The following is an 18,151-nucleotide window of genomic DNA, read 5'->3' on the forward strand; positions in this document are numbered from 1 at the left end:
TGAATATTGTGGAAGAGCGTAACGAACAAGTGGTAGAAGAAGTAAAAGAAGCGCAAGTTGAAGAAGCTGTCACGCCAGAAAACAGTGAAGAAACTGTAGAAGAAAAAAGTGAGGCTGCTCTTTTACAAGAAAAAGTAGATGAGTTACAAGCGAAACTAACGGAAACGGAAGGTCGCACATTACGTCTACAAGCTGATTTTGAAAATTATAAGCGCCGTGTCCAAATGGATAAACAGGCTGCTGAAAAATATAGAGCACAAAGTCTAGTTTCAGACATCTTGCCAGCTCTTGATAATTTTGAAAGAGCAATGCAAGTGGAAGCGACTGATGAGCAAACGAAATCCTTGTTACAAGGTATGGAAATGGTGCATCGTCAATTGTTAGAAGCGCTGACTAAAGAAGGTGTGGAAGTGATTGAAGCTGTTGGTAAACAGTTTGATCCTAATGAACACCAAGCTATTATGCAAGTGGAAGATAGTGAATTTGAATCAAACGCGGTTGTGGAAGAATTCCAAAAAGGTTATAAATTAAAAGACCGTGTGATTCGCCCATCAATGGTAAAAGTAAATCAATAATTTACATAAAACTAGGAGGATTCGCCATGAGTAAAATTATCGGTATTGACTTAGGTACAACAAACTCTTGTGTAGCTGTTATGGAAGGTGGAGAACCAAAGGTTATCCCAAATCCAGAAGGAAACCGTACAACACCTTCTGTTGTAGCTTTCAAAAATGAAGAACGTCAAGTTGGGGAAGTTGCAAAGCGCCAAGCAATTACAAACCCAAATACAATCATGTCTGTTAAACGTCATATGGGTACAGACTACAAAGTAGAAGTTGAAGGTAAAGATTATACACCTCAAGAAATTTCTGCAATCATTTTACAAAACTTAAAAGCTTCTGCTGAAGCATACTTAGGTGAAACAGTAACGAAAGCTGTTATTACAGTACCTGCATACTTCAACGATGCAGAGCGTCAAGCAACGAAAGATGCTGGTCGTATCGCTGGTTTAGAAGTTGAGCGTATCATTAACGAGCCAACAGCAGCAGCACTTGCTTACGGTTTAGAAAAACAAGACGAAGAACAAAAAATCTTAGTATATGACTTAGGTGGCGGTACATTTGACGTATCTATCCTTGAGTTAGCAGACGGCACATTCGAAGTTATTTCAACTGCTGGTGACAACCGTCTTGGTGGCGATGACTTTGACCAAGTTATCATCGATCACTTAGTAGCTGAGTTCAAAAAAGAAAATAACATTGATTTAAGCCAAGATAAAATGGCGCTTCAACGCTTGAAAGATGCAGCTGAAAAAGCGAAAAAAGATCTTTCTGGTGTAACACAAACTCAAATTTCATTACCATTCATTAGTGCTGGAGCTGCTGGTCCATTACACTTAGAATTAACGTTAACAAGAGCGAAATTCGAAGAGCTTTCAGCAGGTCTTGTTGAAAGAACATTAGAGCCAACTCGTCGTGCATTAAAAGACGCTGGTTTTGCTCCAAGCGAATTAGATAAAGTTATTCTTGTTGGTGGATCTACTCGTATCCCAGCTGTACAAGAAGCTATTAAACGTGAAACTGGTAAAGAGCCATATAAAGGTGTAAACCCTGATGAAGTTGTAGCATTAGGTGCTGCAGTTCAAGGTGGCGTACTTACTGGTGATGTAGAAGGCGTTCTATTATTAGACGTAACTCCACTTTCTTTAGGTATTGAAACTATGGGTGGCGTGTTCACGAAATTAATCGAGCGTAACACTACAATTCCAACAAGTAAGTCACAAGTATTCTCGACAGCTGCTGATAATCAACCAGCAGTAGACATTCACGTATTACAAGGTGAGCGTCCAATGTCAGCTGACAACAAAACGTTAGGTCGTTTCCAATTAACTGACCTTCCACCAGCACCACGTGGTATTCCACAAATCGAAGTAACATTCGATATTGATGCGAACGGTATCGTTAACGTACGTGCGAAAGACTTAGGAACAAGCAAAGAGCAAGCTATTACAATCCAATCTTCTTCAGGTCTTTCTGATGAAGAAGTAGAACGTATGGTACAAGAAGCGGAAGCAAATGCTGACGCTGATCAAAAACGTAAGGAAGAAGTTGAACTTCGTAACGAAGCTGACCAACTTGTATTCCAAACAGACAAAGTTGTAAAAGATTTAGAAGGTAAAGTAGATGCAGCTGAAGTTGCAAAAGCAACAGAAGCGAAAGAAGCATTACAAGCTGCAATTGAGAAAAACGAGCTTGAAGAAATTCGTGCGAAAAAAGATGCTTTACAAGAAATCGTACAACAATTAACTGTTAAATTATACGAGCAAGCTCAAGCAGCTGCTGGTCAAGCAGAAGGTGCGCAAGGTGCACAAGACGCTGGCACGAAGAAAGACAATGTAGTTGACGCTGAGTTTGAAGAAGTAAAAGAAGACAAGTAATTCAACTGTAAACATAATAAGTAAGATGACAAAAAGTCAAAGTCAAGCGTGCCTTGACTTTGGCTTTTTTCACGAATGAGAAGCGATGTGTGAGGATCTTAAGTTTTTCGCTTTGCATACTGTAAGTGAGGAAACTTTGTTGCAAAGCACTTTCTTTCGGTGTTAAAATTACGTTTATGTGAAAGATTCGGGGGTTGTAAATTTATGAGTAAACGAGACTATTATGAGGTCCTTGGACTTAGCAAGGGCGCTTCAACAGATGAAATAAAAAAAGCGTATCGTCGTTTGGCTAAAAAATACCATCCAGACGTAAGCAAAGAAGAAAATGCAATTGAAAAGTTTAAAGAAGTACAAGAAGCATACGAAGTGTTAAGTGATGATCAAAAGCGTGCGCAGTACGATCAATTTGGTCATGCTGGTGCAAATCAAGGATTCGGTGGATTTGGCGGTGGAGGAGACTTCGGCGGTGGCTTCGGTTTTGAAGATATATTTAGTTCTTTCTTTGGCGGTGGCGGCGGCAGACGTCGTGATCCAAATGCTCCGCGCCAAGGTGCTGACTTACAATATCAAGTCACTTTAGATTTTGAAGAAGCTATTTTTGGTAAGGAATTAAATGTGGAAATTCCAGTAGAAGATCCATGTGATACTTGTAAAGGTAGTGGAGCAAAACCAGGAACTTCAAAAGAAACATGTAAACATTGTTCAGGCTCTGGTCAAGTGAGTGTAGAACAAAACACACCGTTTGGTCGTATCGTAAACCGTCAAGCTTGTGGTCATTGTTCAGGAACTGGACAAATTATTAAAGAAAAATGTACGACATGTCACGGTTCAGGTAAAGTTCGTAAGCGTAAAAAAATCAATGTTAAAATTCCAGCGGGTATCGATAATGGTCAACAAATTCGTGTGTCTGGAAAAGGTGAAGCCGGCGTAAATGGCGGACCAGCAGGAGACTTATATGTTGTCGTTCATGTAAGAAATCATGAATTCTTCGAGCGTGAAGGAGATCACATTATTTGCGAAATGCCATTAACATTTGCGCAAATGGCGCTTGGTGATGAAGTGGAAGTTCCTACTGTTCATGGTAAAGTGAAGCTGAAAATTCCAGCAGGAACACAAACTGGAACAGAATTCCGCTTAAAAGGAAAAGGTGCTCCGAACGTACGTGGATATGGCCAAGGAGATCAATATGTAGTCGTTCGTGTTGTTGTACCGACGAAATTGACTTCACAGCAAAAAGATTTATTACGTGAATTTGCAGGACAAGAAGAGCAGGATGATAGTTTATTCGGAAAGCTTAAACGTGCTTTCAAAGGGGAATAATGGAAATAAAAAATGGAGTTGGTAAATTGTGAAATGGTCAGAAATTAGTATTCATACAACAGAAGAAGCAGTAGAAGCTGTCTCTCATATTTTACATGAAGCTGGTGCTAGCGGAGTTGCGATTGAGGATCCAGCGGAGTTAACGAAAGAGCGCGAGCAACAATATGGTGAAATTTATGCATTGAATCCAGATGAATATCCGGCGGAAGGTGTATTAATAAAAGCATATTTCCCGCAAACGGATTCTTTACATGAAACGATTGCAGGTGTAAAATCATCTATTGATGTGCTTCCATCTTACGACATTGAAATTGGTACTGGAAATATTACCGTTAACGAAGTCAATGAAGAAGATTGGGCTACTGCTTGGAAAAAATATTACCATCCAGTACAAATTTCTGATACATTCACAATCGTACCGACGTGGGAAGAATATACACCATCTTCTCCTGATGAAAAAATCATTGAATTAGACCCAGGTATGGCGTTTGGTACAGGAACTCATCCAACAACAACGATGTGTATTCGTGCTTTAGAAAAAACAGTACAGCCAGGTGACACTATCATTGATGTAGGAACAGGTTCTGGTGTGCTTAGTATTGCAGCGGCAAAATTAGGTGCGTCTTCTGTTCAAGCATATGATTTAGATCCGGTTGCAGTTGAAAGTGCAGAAATGAATGTGCGTTTAAATAAAACAGATGATATCGTGTCTGTTGGGCAAAATAGTCTTTTAGAAGGTATTGAAGGTCCTGTTGATTTAATCGTAGCTAACTTATTAGCAGAAATTATTCTTTTATTCCCTGAAGATGCAGCGAGAGTTGTGAAGTCAGGTGGATTATTTATTACATCGGGCATTATTGCTGCGAAGGAAAAAGTAATTTCTGAGGCGTTAGAACAAGCTGGATTTACAATTGAAGAAGTGTTACGAATGGAAGATTGGGTAGCAATTATTGCACGAAATGCGTAATATAGATTTTAGTCTATAATGAAAAGGGGAGTCTCTCACTATAAGGTGAGGGACTTGCCGTTTGTTATATGAAAAATGATAATGTTTCGTTCTTTTCGTAAGTGTTGACTTACGAAAGGAACGAAACTCTACTAAGGTGATTATATGCAACGTTATTTTGTAGAAGAAAAACATGTAAGTGAAGCAAAAATTCGCATTGTAGGTGATGATGTACATCACATTGCGAGAGTAATGCGTATGACAGCTGGCGATCAAATTTATTGCTGTGTAAACGGAAAAACAGCAGTATGTTCAATTGATGAAATTACCAGTGAATTTATTAATACGGCTATTGTAGAATGGGTAGAGGCGTCAAGTGAACTTCCTGTTTTCGTGACGATTGCAAGTGGACTGCCAAAAGGAGACAAGCTAGAGTTGATTTTTCAAAAAGGAACTGAGCTTGGGGCAGCTGCATTCTTACCATTTCAAGCATCTCGCTCTATCGTAAAATGGGATGCGAAAAAAGCTGATAAAAAGGTTGAGCGTTTAAGAAAAATTGTGAAAGAAGCTGCGGAACAATCACATAGAAGTGAAATTCCGGAAGTACATGCTCCGGCATCATTTAAGCAACTGCTTACAATGAGTGGTGAGTATGATGTTTGTCTTGTTGCTTACGAAGAGGAAGCGAAACAAGGCGAGAAATCTAATTTTGCGAAAGCTTTAACGACAATGAAACCAGGTCAAAAGCTATTGATTGTATTTGGCCCAGAAGGCGGTTTAGCTGAGGAAGAGATTACAGCGCTTCGTGAACATAAATTTGTACCATGTAGTTTAGGACCAAGAATTTTAAGAACAGAAACGGCGCCGTTATACGCGTTAAGTGCTGCTTCGTATCATTTTGAATTGATGGGGTGATGATCAATGTCAACTGTTGCGTTCCATACGTTAGGTTGTAAAGTAAACCACTATGAAACAGAAGCCATTTGGCAATTGTTTAAACAAGGTGGTTATGAAAGAACAGAATATGAAAAGAAAGCTGATGTATATGTTATTAACACATGTACAGTAACGAATACTGGGGACAAAAAAAGCCGTCAAGTAATCAGACGTGCTGTGCGTCAAAATCCAGATGCAGTTATTTGCGTAACGGGATGTTATGCACAAACATCTCCAGCTGAAATTATGGCGATTCCAGGTGTAGATATTGTAGTTGGTACACAGGATCGTGAAAAGATGTTAGGTTACATCGAAGAATTCCGTAAAGAGCGTCAACCAATTAATGCTGTCCGCAATATTATGAAAACACGTGTGTACGAAGAACTTGATGTACCTTATTTCACGGATCGTACACGTGCGTCTTTAAAAATACAAGAGGGTTGCAATAACTTCTGTACATTCTGTATCATTCCTTGGGCGCGTGGTTTAATGCGTTCTCGTGATGGAAAAGAGGTTATTAAACAAGCACAACAATTAGTGGATGCAGGCTATAAAGAAATCGTATTAACGGGTATTCATACAGGTGGATACGGCGAAGATATAAAAGATTATAACTTAGCTGGATTACTTCGTGATATGGAAGCGGAAGTAGGCGGATTAAAACGTCTTCGTATTTCTTCTATTGAAGCGAGTCAAATTTCAGATGAAGTAATTGAAGTGTTAGATAAATCTGAAGTAGTTGTACGTCACTTGCATATTCCGTTGCAATCTGGTTCTAATACTGTATTAAAACGTATGCGTCGTAAATATACGATGGAATTCTTCCAAGAGCGTTTAGATCGTTTGAAAGAAGCGTTACCAGGCCTTGCGATTACATCTGACGTAATCGTTGGTTTCCCAGGTGAAACAGAAGAAGAATTCATGGAAACATACAATTTCATTAAAGAGAACCGCTTCTCTGAGTTACACGTGTTCCCTTATTCAAAACGTACAGGAACACCTGCAGCACGCATGGAAGATCAAGTTCCTGAAGATGTGAAGAACGATCGTGTTCATCGTTTAATTGAGCTATCTAATCAATTAGCGAAAGAATATGCATCAGCGTTTGAAGGTGAAGTGCTTGAAATCATTCCAGAAGAGCAATTTAAAGACGGCGACCGTGAAGGGTTATATGTAGGGTATACAGATAACTACTTGAAAATTGTATTTGAAGGATCAGAAGAATTAATTGGTAAGCTAGTGAAAGTGAAAATTACGAAAGCTGGCTATCCATATAACGAAGCGCAATTTGTTCGTGTTATTGAAGATGATGTGAAAAAAGAATCAGCAAGCGCATAAAAAAGAGCGTGCAACCGGAAACGGTTTGCATGCTTTCTTTATTTGAAGCGGTTAAGTACTAGAAGGTGGAGAGGCGTTTCGTGCATCCCTGTATGAAAAAAGTTGAAATGATAAAAATATAGTTGTCTTCATGAAAGAAGGATACTAGCTATTTGTATAACTTTTGAAAAGGAAATGCTTCTATTCTTCTTTTATTCTGCCAAATAGTTGACCTGAAGTGATAAAATGTATTATAATCGTAAAAGACATGCTGAAGAAGTGTTTCTTTTTGCATGCTGAAGTTAGTATGTAAGTGTGATGTTTCGGAGGGAGGGAAAGAGAATGTCAAAAACAGTCGTTCGTAAAAACGAGTCTTTGGAGGATGCACTTCGCCGTTTTAAAAGATCGGTTTCTAAAACTGGTACACTTGCTGAAGCAAGAAAGCGCGAGTTTTATGAAAAACCAAGTGTAAAACGTAAGAAGAAATCTGAAGCGGCAAGAAAGCGTAAATTCTAAGAGAGGGTGTAAGTTATGAGTCTTCTCGGTCGTTTAAACGATGATATGAAACAAGCGATGAAGAATAAACAAAAAGAAAAATTAACCGTTATTCGTATGGTTAAGGCTGCTTTACAAAATGAAGGTATTAAACTGCAACATACTCTTACTGAAGAAGAGGAAGTAACAGTTTTAGCTCGTGAAGTAAAACAGTATAAGGACTCCCTCCTTGAATTTAAAAAAGCTGGTCGTGAAGACCTTGTTAATAAACTGCAAAGTGAAATTCAGATTTTAAGCGCATATTTGCCAGAGCAATTAACTGAAGAAGAACTAGTTGATGTAATCAAGCAAGTTATTTCTGAAGTTGGTGCGACTTCTAAAGCAGATATGGGTAAGGTGATGACTGCTGTTATGCCGAAAGTAAAAGGTAAAACAGACGGATCACTTGTGAATAAGTTGGTTATCCAGCTATTAGCATAAAAAAACGTCTCATTTCGTATGAGACGTTTTTTTATTGTTCTTATTAAGGAAAAACGCTATATTGCTTAAAAAGCGTTTCTGTAAGTGATAGAAACGCCTCTGGTATGTAAAAAAAGTAACGGCCTTAGTTATGATTAATCCCACCATAAAAAAAGCTTTTTCGTTTTCTTAATTTCTTCGACTAACTCCTCAATGCTTTCTGTTCCTTGTTCCACTATATCTGGACAAAATTCATACATTTCTTGCGCGAAAGATTGCATTTCTTCGTCTGTAGGTAACGCGCTAAAAATGGCATCAACCCAGTCATGATCTGCACCGATTATGATAAAAGGATAGCGATCATTCCATTTTCTTAGTTTAAAAATAACATCTATATTGCTAACTTCGTAATTAACGCCATTTGTTTGTTGGATTGTAAGGATATCAAATTGGCCATTTCCTTGTGTAATTGCAATTCTACACTCACTCTTACTTCCTTGACTAAAACTTCTTTCGCAAATAAAAGCTAAGTATCCAAGCTTCTGAACCTCAGATTGAAGTTTTATAACTTGCTGTTCAGCATAATCCTCAAAGGTAACGAAAGAGACTCCGGCTATTTTAGATTTTGAATCAGTTGCATAAAAGGGCTGGATGCTGCTGTTAGTAGCTTGTTTTATAACATTCAAAATTTCTTGACTAAATCCAATTTCCTTTCGTATTTCTTCGCTTATTAATTCATTTTTTTGTTTTTTAATGAATCCTAATATTTTTTTGAAATTCATATAACAACCACCTATAAAATATTCTTACTTACACCGCAAAATTCAGAGTGGAGCAATTTCCTTTTTCGGATTTTATCTCATTTGTCTAATGAATGACAACTACTTATTCTATGGTCAGTATGTCACGTCCAGAACGAATTGTAACAGGTTTTTTCAAGTTTCCAACTTCTTGCTAGGCTCAATTTCTTAATTTAACTTGTACTGATATCCCCTGAGGGTGCATATTCTTGTATTAATACTTCTATTATTATGGGTAACATTCTCTGATCCATCATTGTCCTGATAAATATGATTTCATATAGCGACTGTTTTAATTAACATGAGATGAACTCTTACAGAATATAGTTATGTTAGTGAAGTCGTTATAACACGATAGGCACTTGTGAAGAAATACATATATATGGGATGAGGAGGGGGTCTTTCGAGATGAAGAAATTAGAACAAATGAAAAATTGGTTAACAAAACAAGTAGACCTACCAGTGGATGTATTAATGGATCTGCCTCGGATTACTCTTGTTGGGCAAATACATATTTATATAGAAAATCATCGGGGGCTATTAGTGTTTTCAGATAAAGAAGTGCGATTGCTTTTAAAACATGGTCAATTACTAATTAAAGGACAATCCTTTGTTATTAAAACGATTCTTCCAGAAGAGCTTTTACTCGAAGGGATAATTGAGCAAGTAACATTTTTAGAAAATGAAAAAAAAGGTGATTGAAGTGAAACTTCCATTTGTGAAGTTTTTCTTCTTTATCCTGTAAAAGTTTTGTTGATAGAGACCGATTACAGTTTTAATTTGTTTCATTTTAGTACGAGCTATTTTAATGCTTCAAATAAAAAGTAGTATATCTACTTTTAGAAAGGCAGTGAAGGTGGTAAATGAAAAATAAATGGTTTATAAAGTGGCTTGGATATGTAAAAGTGCGGATTGAAGGTAGAGGAGCGGAACGGTTTGTTAATGAATGTGTACGGAGGAATTTGTTAGTTTGGGATGTTAAGAAAATAGCTGATGAAACGTTAGTTTTTTGTATGTTGTTACGCGATGTGAAAAAAATAAAACCAATTTATAGAAAAAATGAATGTAAATTATATTTTATTGGACGTTATGGTTTTCCTTTTTGGAATAAGCGTTTAATTAAAAATAGTGGATTTTTAATTGGGTTTTTAATTTTCTTTTTTGGCGTGATTGCAATGTCAAATATGGTTTGGAAAATTGAAATTACAGGAGCAAAACCCGAAACAGAATATATATTGATGAAAGAATTGGATAAAATGGGTATTAAAAAAGGGAAACTACAATTTCAAATGCCGAATGTAGAAGATGTACAACGCCATTTGACAGATAATATTAATGCCATTACTTGGGCGGGACTAGAAGTAAGAGGAACGACGTATCATTTTAAAATTGTTGAAAAAAACGAACCAAAAAAAGAAAAGGAACAAAGGCCGCAAAATTTAGTAGCAAAAAAAGAAGCGATTATTACAAAAACGTTTGTAGAAGTTGGAAAGCCGGTTGTACTGAAGAATGATCATGTAGAAAAAGGGCAGATTCTCGTATCGGGAATATATGGTAATGAGGAAAGTCCGACGATTGTTTCAGCGAAAGGTATTGTGTATGGCGAAACGTGGTATACATCTAAGGTAGATGTTCCGCTAAAGACGCAATTCCAAGTGTATACTGGTAATGTATACAATGAACATTTTCTTAAATTCGGGGATACGAAAATAAAAATATGGGGATTTCAGCATGATAAGTATAAACGCTCTCGTACTGAAAGTGTAAAGCATGATGTGAAATTATTTGGTTTTACACTGCCGATTGCATATGAAAAAGATGTTGTGAGAGAAGAGGAAGAAGCGAATCGAGAATATACAGAAAAGCAAGCGCTGAAAGTAGCGAAGGAGATGGCCGAAAAAGAACTAAAGAAAAAATTGGATGAACATGCTATGATTGTAAGTGATAAGATTTTGAGTAAAGAGGTTGAGGCGGATCAACTAAAAGTCACATTGCATTATACTGTGGTTGAAAATATTGCAGAGCCACAACCAATATCCGAATCCGATATTCAAGGAGACTGAGTAATGGCAGAACAATTAGTAGAAATGAACCAACAATTGGAAAATACTAACGAAGCAATCGCTCTTTTTGGAGTCAATGATGCACATTTAAAAGTAATTGAACGAGAACTGAATGTATCGATCGTAACTAGAGGAGAAACTGTTCATGTATCTGGAGCAGTTGAAACGGTGACACTCGTAGAAAAAATCTTACAGCAATTACTTGTTGTAATTCGTAAAAGTATATCAATTTCAGAGAGAGATGTTGCGTATGCAATTCAGCTCGCGCAACAAGGGAAAATTGCTCAATTTGAAGAGTTATATGAAGAAGAAATTTTCAAGACTGCAAAAGGTAAATCCATTCGTGTAAAAACAATGGGGCAAAGAAGATATATTCATGCGATGAAGAAGAATGATATTGTCTTTGGGATAGGGCCTGCAGGAACTGGAAAAACATACTTAGCTGTAGTAATGGCTGTGAGAGCTTTAAAACAAGGATATGTAAAGAAAATTATTTTAACAAGACCTGCTGTAGAAGCTGGAGAAAATTTAGGTTTTTTACCAGGGGATTTGAAAGAGAAGGTAGATCCATACTTACGTCCATTATATGATGCCTTACATGATATTCTTGGACAAGAATATACGCAGCGTATGATGGAGCGAGGAGTAATTGAAATAGCTCCGCTTGCTTATATGAGGGGGCGTACGCTTGATGATTCATTTGTTATTTTAGATGAGGCTCAAAATACAACGGGTGCTCAAATAAAAATGTTTTTAACAAGATTAGGTTTTAGCTCTAAAATGGTTATTACAGGGGACCCTTCACAAGTAGACTTGCCAAAAGGGGTAAAATCAGGGCTATCTATAGCTGCTAATATTTTATCTGGTGTATCAGGTCTGTCATTTATTACATTAGAACAAACGGACGTTGTGAGACATCCATTGGTGCAACGTATTATTGAGGCATATGATAAAATGGAATGATCCTATTTGTCAGGATCATTTCTTTTTGTATGATAAGGTTGGCGAACGTCATATTTTTTACTATCATGAAAGATAAGGAAAATAAACTATAGGTACTGGTGTGTAAAATGTTGCCTCAAAGTATCGTTGGGTAGAAGAAATGAAAGCTATAAATAGTTTCACTTTATTTCTGGAGAGGAGAAGGTATTGAAATCATGTCAAGATCTCAAGAAATTTCTAAGTGGTTTCGTAATTTACAACATTCGAAAAAACTAAGTTGGATTTCTTACGTTGTGTTAGGAGCAGTGCTGTTTTTTGCGCTTATGAATAATGTAAAACCAGAACAATTAGATGTTAATATGTATTCTATTGCGAAAAAGACAATCCATTCTCCTATAAAAATTGAAGATAAAGTTACAACGGATAAAAAGAAAAAAGAAGCCGCTACAAAAGTTGAAGATCAATATACATATAAAAGTGAGTATAAACAAAACAAAGTTGATATTGTGAATGACGTCTTTGCTAAAGTGGATGAAGTGGTGCAAGAGATTAAAGCTGTTGGACCGGATGATCAAAAAAAGATGACTGATGCTGAGAAAGTGGATAAGTTAAAAAAGAAACTACCCGCTGACTTAACGAAAGAATTATCTGATTCAAACTTACTAAATTTGATTAATGCAGATTCGAGCCAATTAGTATTAGCGAAAGATGCTGCGGTCACAGCGATTAATAGTATCATGACTGAGCATATTAAAATGGACGAATTGAAAGATGCGAAAGAACGATATGTAAGTGAGATGAATAGTGTTAATGTTGATAATGGTTTAAAAGAGTCAATTAAGGCGCTAGGAAGATATGCAATTTCAGCGAACTATTTTTATGACCCGATCTTAACGAAAGAGAAGAGAAAAGCAGAGGAAGATTTAGTTCCACCTGTTTATATTCTTCAAGGACAAGTTCTTGTTAGAGAAGGTGAAACGATTTCAAGTGATGTGTATAATCAGTTGAAATTAGTTGGTTTGTTAGAAAAAGGGAACGGCTTTCAACCTTATGTTGGATTAGCGGTACTCATTGGTGTATTACTATACTTTATGCATAAACAATTTGAATTATTTTTAAAGAGAAAAAGAGAAGATAGACCGTATGTTTTAGCGTATATTACAATTTTGTCTATCACAATCGTCTTAATGAAAATCATTAGTTTGTTTCAAAAACTTGAATACGCAGGGATTGCATATGTTGTCCCAGTTGCGATGGGAACAATACTTGTAAAACTAATGATTGGTGATCGATTTGTCTTTTTAACGAGTATGATTTTTTCTGTATGCGGAAGTATTATGTTTAATGAAGGAGTAACGAGTACATTAAATTATAGTGTAGGGATTTACGTATTGTTAAGTTCATTATCGGTTAGTATTTTCTTGCGAGAAAAAAATCGTCGTACAATGATTTTACAAGCTGGTATACTCGTTTCTGTATTAAATGTAGTCGTATTAGCGGCGCTCTTATTATTACGTAATGGGAATTTTTCGCCTCTTGAAATTGGTACGCAATTATTAATGGCTTCACTTTCAGGGATTATATCATCCGTTTTGGCTATGGGGATTTTACCATATTTAGAAAGTGGACTTGGAATCGTATCAAGTATGAAGCTTATGGAACTATCAAGTCCAAATCATCCGCTTTTACGCAGAATTTTGTTAGAAGCGCCAGGGACATATCATCATAGTGTAATGGTAGCGAATCTTTCTGAGGCTGCTTGTGAAGCAGTTGGGGCAAATGGTGTATTAGCGCGTGTAGGGGCATATTATCATGATGTAGGAAAAACAGTACAACCGCAATTCTTTATTGAAAACCAAATGGGAATTGAAAATCCGCATGATAAATTAGATCCTGTAACGAGTAAAGATATTATAATTGCTCACGTAACGGATGGAGTAAGAATGCTCGAAGAATATCATATTCCACAAGAAATTATTGATATCGCTGGGCAACATCACGGTACAACGTTACTGAAATATTTTTATTATAAAGCTATTAAAGAAGATAAAGAAAAATATACAGAAGAGATGTTCCGTTATCCAGGTTCAAAAGCAACTTCGAAAGAATCGGCAATTGTTGGTATTGCTGATAGTGTAGAAGCTGCGGTACGTTCTATGAATCACCCAACGCCAGAACAAATTAATAATTTGGTGCAAAGTATTATTAAAGATCGACTGCAAGACGGTCAATTTAGTGAATGTGATTTGACGTTTAAGGAACTACAAATCGTTGGGAAAACGTTGTGTGAAACGTTAAATGGTATTTTCCATTCGCGTATTACATATCCGGAACCTCCGGAAGAAAAGGAGAAAGAATGAGTTTGTTAATTGATTTTATTGATGAAACAGAAGAAGTAAAAGAAGAGTATATGAGTTTAATTCGTGAAGTGTTAGAAAAAGCAGCTCAAATGGAAAATATCGAGGATGGTGCGGAGGTATCGGTGACATTTGTAGATAATGAGCGCATTAGAGAAATTAATCGTGATTACCGAGATAAAGATCAACCTACAGATGTAATATCCTTTGCCATGGAAGAGATGGGAGAAGGAGAAATGGAGATTGTTGGTGCAGAGATGCCGCGCATGTTAGGGGATCTTATTATCTCTATTCCAAGGGCGAAAGAGCAAGCTGAAGAGTACGGACATTCTTTCGATCGTGAACTTGGATTTTTGGCGTTACATGGCTTTTTACATTTACTTGGTTATGATCACATGACAGAAGAAGATGAAAATGAAATGTTCGGAAGACAAAAAGAAATTTTAGAAGCTTTTGGATTAGGACGATGAAAAAAGGAAAACTTATAGATAGTTTTGGATATGCTATAGCTGGTATATTCTTTTGTTTTCGTCATGAACGAAATATGAAAATCCATTATTTAGCCGCAGTCATTGTTATATGCTGCGGCTTTTATTTCCATATTACGAAAATAGAGTGGATGATATTACTTATTGTAATAGGGAGTGTAATGAGTTTAGAGATGGTAAATACGGCTGTGGAAAAAACGGTAGATTTAGCGACTGCCGATATTCATCCGTTTGCAAAAATTGCAAAGGATGTTGCGGCAGGAGCGGTTTTATTGTTTGCAATTATAGCTGTTATAATTGGTGCTATTATCTTTTTACCGTATATGGTATAGTTGCATTCCGAAGCTTTTATTAAGCTTTGGAAGTGCTGTAAGGGCCTTTAATGAGAGAGTGTATCTCTTCATAGCTGTGAACAGGAAGGATGCGGGAATATGAATAGTAAACAATTAATTCTAGAAGCAATCGAAGCGCGTAAACAAGCGTACGTACCATATTCTAAATTTCAAGTAGGTGCAGCATTATTAACGCGCGGTGGAAAAGTATATCGTGGGTGTAATGTTGAGAATGCATCATATGGCTTATGTAATTGTGCTGAAAGAACAGCTTTATTTAAGGCGGTTTCTGAAGGAGATAAAGAATTTGTAGCCATTGCGGTTGTAGCAGATACAAAGCGCCCAGTACCTCCTTGTGGAGCATGTCGACAAGTTATGGTAGAATTATGTAAACAGGATACGAAAGTATACTTATCAAACTTACATGGTGACGTTCAAGAGACGACAGTCGGAGAATTGTTACCAGGAGCATTTTTAGCGGAGGATTTACATGAATAGAAAAGGTTATAAATCAGGTTTTGTCTCTATTATTGGCAGACCGAATGTTGGAAAATCTACATTTTTAAACCGTATTATCGGCCAGAAAATTGCTATTATGAGTGATAAGCCACAAACGACTCGTAATAAAATTCAAGGTGTATATACAGAAAATGATGCACAAGTTATTTTCATTGATACACCAGGAATACATAAACCTAAACATAAATTAGGCGACTTCATGGTAAAGATGGCGCAAACGACATTAAAAGAAGTTGATATTGTTCTGTTTATGGTTAATGCAGTTGAAGGATTTGGTCGTGGTGAGGAATTCATCATTGAGAAATTAAAAGAAACGAAACAACCAGTATTTTTAGTCATTAATAAAATTGACCAACTTCATCCAGAGCAATTACTAGAGTTAATTGATCAATATCGTAAACTACATGAATTTGCAGAGATTGTACCAATTTCTGCGTTAGACGGTAATAATGTGGACGCTTTAATTGGAACAATTAAAAAGTATTTACCAGAAGGACCACAATACTATCCAGAGAATCAAGTAACGGATCATCCGGAGAGATTTATTATTGCAGAGCTTATTCGTGAGAAAGTACTACATTTAACACGTGAAGAAGTGCCGCATTCTGTGGCTGTTGTTATCGATGCGATTCAAAAGCGTGAGGGCGGGGCAGTTTATATAAATGCAACGATTGTTGTTGAACGTGCATCACAAAAAGGAATCATCATCGGAAAACAAGGGAAAATGTTAAAAGAAGTTGGTAAGCGAGCTCGTTTTGATATTGAAGCGCTACTTGGTTCTAAAGTATTTTTAGAAGTATGGGTAAAAGTGCAAAAAGATTGGCGTAATAAAATGTCTCAGCTTCGTGACCTAGGTTTCCGCGAGGATGAGTACTAAAATAGAGTAAAGTTGTAATCAGTGGATGGTTGGTTCATCCACTGATTATTGGTTTTTATGAACTTTGATAAATTAGGAAAAATTTTTCTCACATGAAAATGGACAAAATGGGTCAATTTAATAACAACAAAGGAAATTGGTTTATAGGCTACGCTTATTGAGAAAGGTGGATTCTTATGCTAGATTTTACCTGGAAGTTTTTCTCCAAAACAGGAAGCATTGAAACGTACTTGCTTTTGAAAGAAATGGAAAAAGACGTAAACGATGAGATGGATCAACATGAAGAGGAGCTAGCGCATCTAGACTCTCCAATTTCTTGACCCGTTTTGTTCAAACCTTGGATGGTGACGAACATGTTTCAAAAAGTTGAGGGCATCGTTATCCGTACGACAGATTACGGAGAAACGAACAAGATTGTTACAATATTCTCAAGAGAACTTGGTAAGGTAAGTGCAATGGCAAGAGGGGCAAAAAAACCGAAAAGCCGATTAGCATCTGTGTCGCAATTAATGACACATGGCCATTTTCTTATTCAAATGGGATCTGGGCTTGGAACATTGCAACAAGGCGAGATTATTTCAACTATGAAAGAAATTCGCGAGGATATATTTTTAACTGCTTATGCATCATTTATTGTTGAGTTAACTGATAAAGCAACAGAAGATAAAAAACATAATCCGTATTTATTTGAAATGTTATATCAAACGTTGCATTATATGTGTGAGGGTGTTGATCCAGAAGTATTATCATTAATTTATCAAACGAAAATGCTTCCGGTATTAGGGATGCGCCCGTACTTTGATACATGTGCGATTTGTCATCAAGAAACAGACTTTGTCGCCTTCTCCGTAAGGGAAGGCGGTTTTCTGTGCTCACGTCATGCAGAGCAAGACCCATATCGTATACCGGTAGGAGAAGCTGTTCATAAATTATTACGTCTTTTCTTCCATTTCGATTTACATAGGCTCGGAAATGTATCGGTAAAGGATAGCACAAAAAAACAAATGCGTTTAGTATTGAATACATATTATGATGAATATTGCGGAATTTATTTGAAATCAAGACGTTTTTTAGAACAACTTGATAAGTTTCAAATATAATTTTGGGCCGTATACGGTCCTTTTTACATACTTTCTTTTTCGAATAGCATATTTAGTATATAATATTTAAGAGATAGTATAACTTTTTTCGTTGTGCATTAAAGGTGGTGATTATCATAGAGCTGAATAAACGGCAAGAACATATCATTCAGATTGTAAAAGATCACGGTCCTATTACAGGGGAATCAATTGCAGCGCAATTGGGTCTAACACGTGCGACGCTAAGACCAGACTTAGCAATTTTAACGATGGCTGGTTATTTAGAAGCACGTCCACGCGTAGGTTATTTTTATACGGGTAAAACTGGGGGGCAGCTATTATCTGAAGCTGTTAAGAAAATTAAAGTACAAGATTATCAATCTAGACCGGTTGTAATTGATAAAAATGTTTCCGTATACGATGCAATTTGTACGATGTTTTTAGAGGATGTTGGTACATTGTTCGTTGTAGATCAGATGACTCTATTAGTTGGTGTTGTGTCTCGTAAAGATTTATTAAGAGCGAGCTTAGGAAAGCAGGATTTAACCTCTCTTCCGGTTAATATTATCATGACAAGGATGCCAAACATTGCGATGTGTCGTAGAGAGGATTCTTTATATGATATTGCGATGGAATTAATAGAAAGACAGATTGATGCAATGCCAGTTGTAAAAGATACGAAACAAGGTTTAGAAGTGATTGGGCGAATTACAAAGACAAATATTACACGTGCGTTTGTAAATTTAGTAAATAACGAATAAGTGTAATTTGTTTAAAGTGAGGT

Annotated in this window: 20 protein-coding genes; 19 read left to right on the forward strand and 1 reads right to left on the reverse strand. The window is 36.7% G+C overall.

Features of this window, described 5'->3' with window-relative positions; all coding sequences use genetic code 11:
• The first annotated feature begins 8 nt into the window (after positions 1-8).
• From grpE to ACO6VI_RS08255, 8 genes are all read left to right on the forward strand, one after another.
• On the forward strand, positions 9-575 hold the full coding sequence (grpE, locus tag ACO6VI_RS08220) for a nucleotide exchange factor GrpE (protein WP_000392711.1): 567 nt from the start codon (positions 9-11) through the stop codon (positions 573-575).
• Between the two features lie 26 nt (positions 576-601).
• Positions 602-2,437 carry a chaperone protein DnaK gene (gene dnaK, locus ACO6VI_RS08225; protein WP_000034701.1) on the forward strand — a complete coding sequence of 612 codons (1,836 nt, stop codon included), beginning with the start codon at positions 602-604 and terminating at the stop codon, positions 2,435-2,437.
• Positions 2,438-2,641: 204 nt separating this feature from the next.
• Positions 2,642-3,757, forward strand: a complete 1,116-nt coding sequence (gene dnaJ / locus ACO6VI_RS08230; RefSeq protein WP_000043947.1) for a chaperone protein DnaJ — start codon at positions 2,642-2,644, stop codon at positions 3,755-3,757.
• Between the two features lie 28 nt (positions 3,758-3,785).
• Positions 3,786-4,724, forward strand: a complete 939-nt coding sequence (prmA, locus tag ACO6VI_RS08235) for a 50S ribosomal protein L11 methyltransferase (protein ID WP_000872103.1) — start codon at positions 3,786-3,788, stop codon at positions 4,722-4,724.
• A gap of 144 nt (positions 4,725-4,868) precedes the next feature.
• Complete coding sequence (locus tag ACO6VI_RS08240; protein ID WP_001190142.1) at positions 4,869-5,618, forward strand: 16S rRNA (uracil(1498)-N(3))-methyltransferase; 750 nt, start codon at positions 4,869-4,871, stop codon at positions 5,616-5,618.
• Between the two features lie 6 nt (positions 5,619-5,624).
• Positions 5,625-6,977, forward strand: coding sequence for a tRNA (N(6)-L-threonylcarbamoyladenosine(37)-C(2))-methylthiotransferase MtaB (gene mtaB, locus ACO6VI_RS08245; RefSeq protein ID WP_000108678.1), 1,353 nt, complete (start codon positions 5,625-5,627; stop codon positions 6,975-6,977).
• A gap of 321 nt (positions 6,978-7,298) precedes the next feature.
• Positions 7,299-7,472, forward strand: coding sequence for a 30S ribosomal protein S21 (rpsU, locus tag ACO6VI_RS08250; RefSeq protein ID WP_000048061.1), 174 nt, complete (start codon positions 7,299-7,301; stop codon positions 7,470-7,472).
• Positions 7,473-7,487: 15 nt separating this feature from the next.
• On the forward strand, positions 7,488-7,931 hold the full coding sequence (locus tag ACO6VI_RS08255) for a GatB/YqeY domain-containing protein (protein ID WP_000054582.1): 444 nt from the start codon (positions 7,488-7,490) through the stop codon (positions 7,929-7,931).
• Positions 7,932-8,065: 134 nt separating this feature from the next.
• On the opposite strand, the gene ACO6VI_RS08260 is transcribed toward ACO6VI_RS08255, so the two are convergent.
• A complete protein-coding gene (locus ACO6VI_RS08260) occupies positions 8,066-8,692 on the reverse strand; it encodes a DUF4253 domain-containing protein (protein WP_001009613.1) in 627 nt (208 codons plus the stop codon).
• A gap of 426 nt (positions 8,693-9,118) precedes the next feature.
• Between ACO6VI_RS08260 and yqfC the strand changes: the two genes are divergently transcribed.
• The 11 genes from yqfC to ACO6VI_RS08315 all read left to right on the forward strand — a co-directional run bounded on the left by yqfC (position 9,119) and on the right by ACO6VI_RS08315 (position 18,128).
• On the forward strand, positions 9,119-9,412 hold the full coding sequence (gene yqfC / locus ACO6VI_RS08265; protein ID WP_000732269.1) for a sporulation protein YqfC: 294 nt from the start codon (positions 9,119-9,121) through the stop codon (positions 9,410-9,412).
• A gap of 161 nt (positions 9,413-9,573) precedes the next feature.
• Positions 9,574-10,773 carry a sporulation protein YqfD gene (yqfD, locus tag ACO6VI_RS08270; protein WP_000792498.1) on the forward strand — a complete coding sequence of 400 codons (1,200 nt, stop codon included), beginning with the start codon at positions 9,574-9,576 and terminating at the stop codon, positions 10,771-10,773.
• Positions 10,774-10,776: 3 nt separating this feature from the next.
• A complete protein-coding gene (locus tag ACO6VI_RS08275) occupies positions 10,777-11,736 on the forward strand; it encodes a PhoH family protein (protein ID WP_000840520.1) in 960 nt (319 codons plus the stop codon).
• A gap of 194 nt (positions 11,737-11,930) precedes the next feature.
• On the forward strand, positions 11,931-14,075 hold the full coding sequence (locus ACO6VI_RS08280) for an HD family phosphohydrolase (RefSeq protein ID WP_000091512.1): 2,145 nt from the start codon (positions 11,931-11,933) through the stop codon (positions 14,073-14,075).
• On the forward strand, positions 14,072-14,542 hold the full coding sequence (gene ybeY / locus ACO6VI_RS08285; RefSeq protein ID WP_000054685.1) for an rRNA maturation RNase YbeY: 471 nt from the start codon (positions 14,072-14,074) through the stop codon (positions 14,540-14,542). Before ACO6VI_RS08280 ends, ybeY begins: the two co-directional genes overlap by 4 nt.
• Positions 14,539-14,892, forward strand: a complete 354-nt coding sequence (locus tag ACO6VI_RS08290; protein ID WP_000715464.1) for a diacylglycerol kinase family protein — start codon at positions 14,539-14,541, stop codon at positions 14,890-14,892. The genes ybeY and ACO6VI_RS08290 overlap by 4 nt, the downstream gene beginning before the upstream one ends.
• A 99-nt stretch (positions 14,893-14,991) precedes the next feature.
• Positions 14,992-15,390: a cytidine deaminase gene (locus tag ACO6VI_RS08295; RefSeq protein ID WP_001086285.1), complete on the forward strand. Its 399-nt coding sequence runs from the start codon at positions 14,992-14,994 to the stop codon at positions 15,388-15,390.
• A complete protein-coding gene (era, locus tag ACO6VI_RS08300) occupies positions 15,383-16,288 on the forward strand; it encodes a GTPase Era (protein WP_001080230.1) in 906 nt (301 codons plus the stop codon). Before ACO6VI_RS08295 ends, era begins: the two co-directional genes overlap by 8 nt.
• Before the next feature lie 176 nt (positions 16,289-16,464).
• Positions 16,465-16,608 (forward strand): YqzL family protein, encoded by a 144-nt coding sequence (locus ACO6VI_RS08305; RefSeq protein ID WP_000883924.1) that lies wholly within the window; start codon positions 16,465-16,467, stop codon positions 16,606-16,608.
• A 33-nt stretch (positions 16,609-16,641) separates the two neighbouring features.
• Complete coding sequence (recO, locus tag ACO6VI_RS08310; RefSeq protein WP_000487009.1) at positions 16,642-17,388, forward strand: DNA repair protein RecO; 747 nt, start codon at positions 16,642-16,644, stop codon at positions 17,386-17,388.
• Positions 17,389-17,495: 107 nt separating this feature from the next.
• On the forward strand, positions 17,496-18,128 hold the full coding sequence (locus ACO6VI_RS08315; protein ID WP_000583756.1) for a helix-turn-helix transcriptional regulator: 633 nt from the start codon (positions 17,496-17,498) through the stop codon (positions 18,126-18,128).
• Positions 18,129-18,151 lie beyond the last annotated feature (23 nt).

Origin of the sequence: Bacillus sp. PSXD-155 (assembly GCF_049310765.1) — a bacterium.
GTDB classification, from domain to species: domain Bacteria; phylum Bacillota; class Bacilli; order Bacillales; family Bacillaceae_G; genus Bacillus_A; species Bacillus_A cereus.

What these genes read in the sequence shown, in the direction of transcription:
- dnaK (WP_000034701.1), top strand. Translation starts at nt 602, where the DNA reads ATGAGTAAAATTATCGGTATTGACTTAGGTACAACAAACTCTTGTGTA.
- dnaJ (WP_000043947.1), top strand. Translation starts at nt 2,642, where the DNA reads ATGAGTAAACGAGACTATTATGAGGTCCTTGGACTTAGCAAGGGCGCT.
- ACO6VI_RS08240 (WP_001190142.1), top strand. Translation starts at nt 4,869, where the DNA reads ATGCAACGTTATTTTGTAGAAGAAAAACATGTAAGTGAAGCAAAAATT.
- mtaB (WP_000108678.1), top strand. Translation starts at nt 5,625, where the DNA reads ATGTCAACTGTTGCGTTCCATACGTTAGGTTGTAAAGTAAACCACTAT.
- rpsU (WP_000048061.1), top strand. Translation starts at nt 7,299, where the DNA reads ATGTCAAAAACAGTCGTTCGTAAAAACGAGTCTTTGGAGGATGCACTT.
- ACO6VI_RS08255 (WP_000054582.1), top strand. Translation starts at nt 7,488, where the DNA reads ATGAGTCTTCTCGGTCGTTTAAACGATGATATGAAACAAGCGATGAAG.
- ACO6VI_RS08260 (WP_001009613.1), bottom strand. Translation starts at nt 8,692, where the DNA reads ATGAATTTCAAAAAAATATTAGGATTCATTAAAAAACAAAAAAATGAA.
- yqfC (WP_000732269.1), top strand. Translation starts at nt 9,119, where the DNA reads ATGAAGAAATTAGAACAAATGAAAAATTGGTTAACAAAACAAGTAGAC.
- yqfD (WP_000792498.1), top strand. Translation starts at nt 9,574, where the DNA reads ATGAAAAATAAATGGTTTATAAAGTGGCTTGGATATGTAAAAGTGCGG.
- ACO6VI_RS08275 (WP_000840520.1), top strand. Translation starts at nt 10,777, where the DNA reads ATGGCAGAACAATTAGTAGAAATGAACCAACAATTGGAAAATACTAAC.
- ACO6VI_RS08280 (WP_000091512.1), top strand. Translation starts at nt 11,931, where the DNA reads ATGTCAAGATCTCAAGAAATTTCTAAGTGGTTTCGTAATTTACAACAT.
- ybeY (WP_000054685.1), top strand. Translation starts at nt 14,072, where the DNA reads ATGAGTTTGTTAATTGATTTTATTGATGAAACAGAAGAAGTAAAAGAA.
- ACO6VI_RS08290 (WP_000715464.1), top strand. Translation starts at nt 14,539, where the DNA reads ATGAAAAAAGGAAAACTTATAGATAGTTTTGGATATGCTATAGCTGGT.
- ACO6VI_RS08295 (WP_001086285.1), top strand. Translation starts at nt 14,992, where the DNA reads ATGAATAGTAAACAATTAATTCTAGAAGCAATCGAAGCGCGTAAACAA.
- era (WP_001080230.1), top strand. Translation starts at nt 15,383, where the DNA reads ATGAATAGAAAAGGTTATAAATCAGGTTTTGTCTCTATTATTGGCAGA.
- ACO6VI_RS08305 (WP_000883924.1), top strand. Translation starts at nt 16,465, where the DNA reads ATGCTAGATTTTACCTGGAAGTTTTTCTCCAAAACAGGAAGCATTGAA.
- recO (WP_000487009.1), top strand. Translation starts at nt 16,642, where the DNA reads ATGTTTCAAAAAGTTGAGGGCATCGTTATCCGTACGACAGATTACGGA.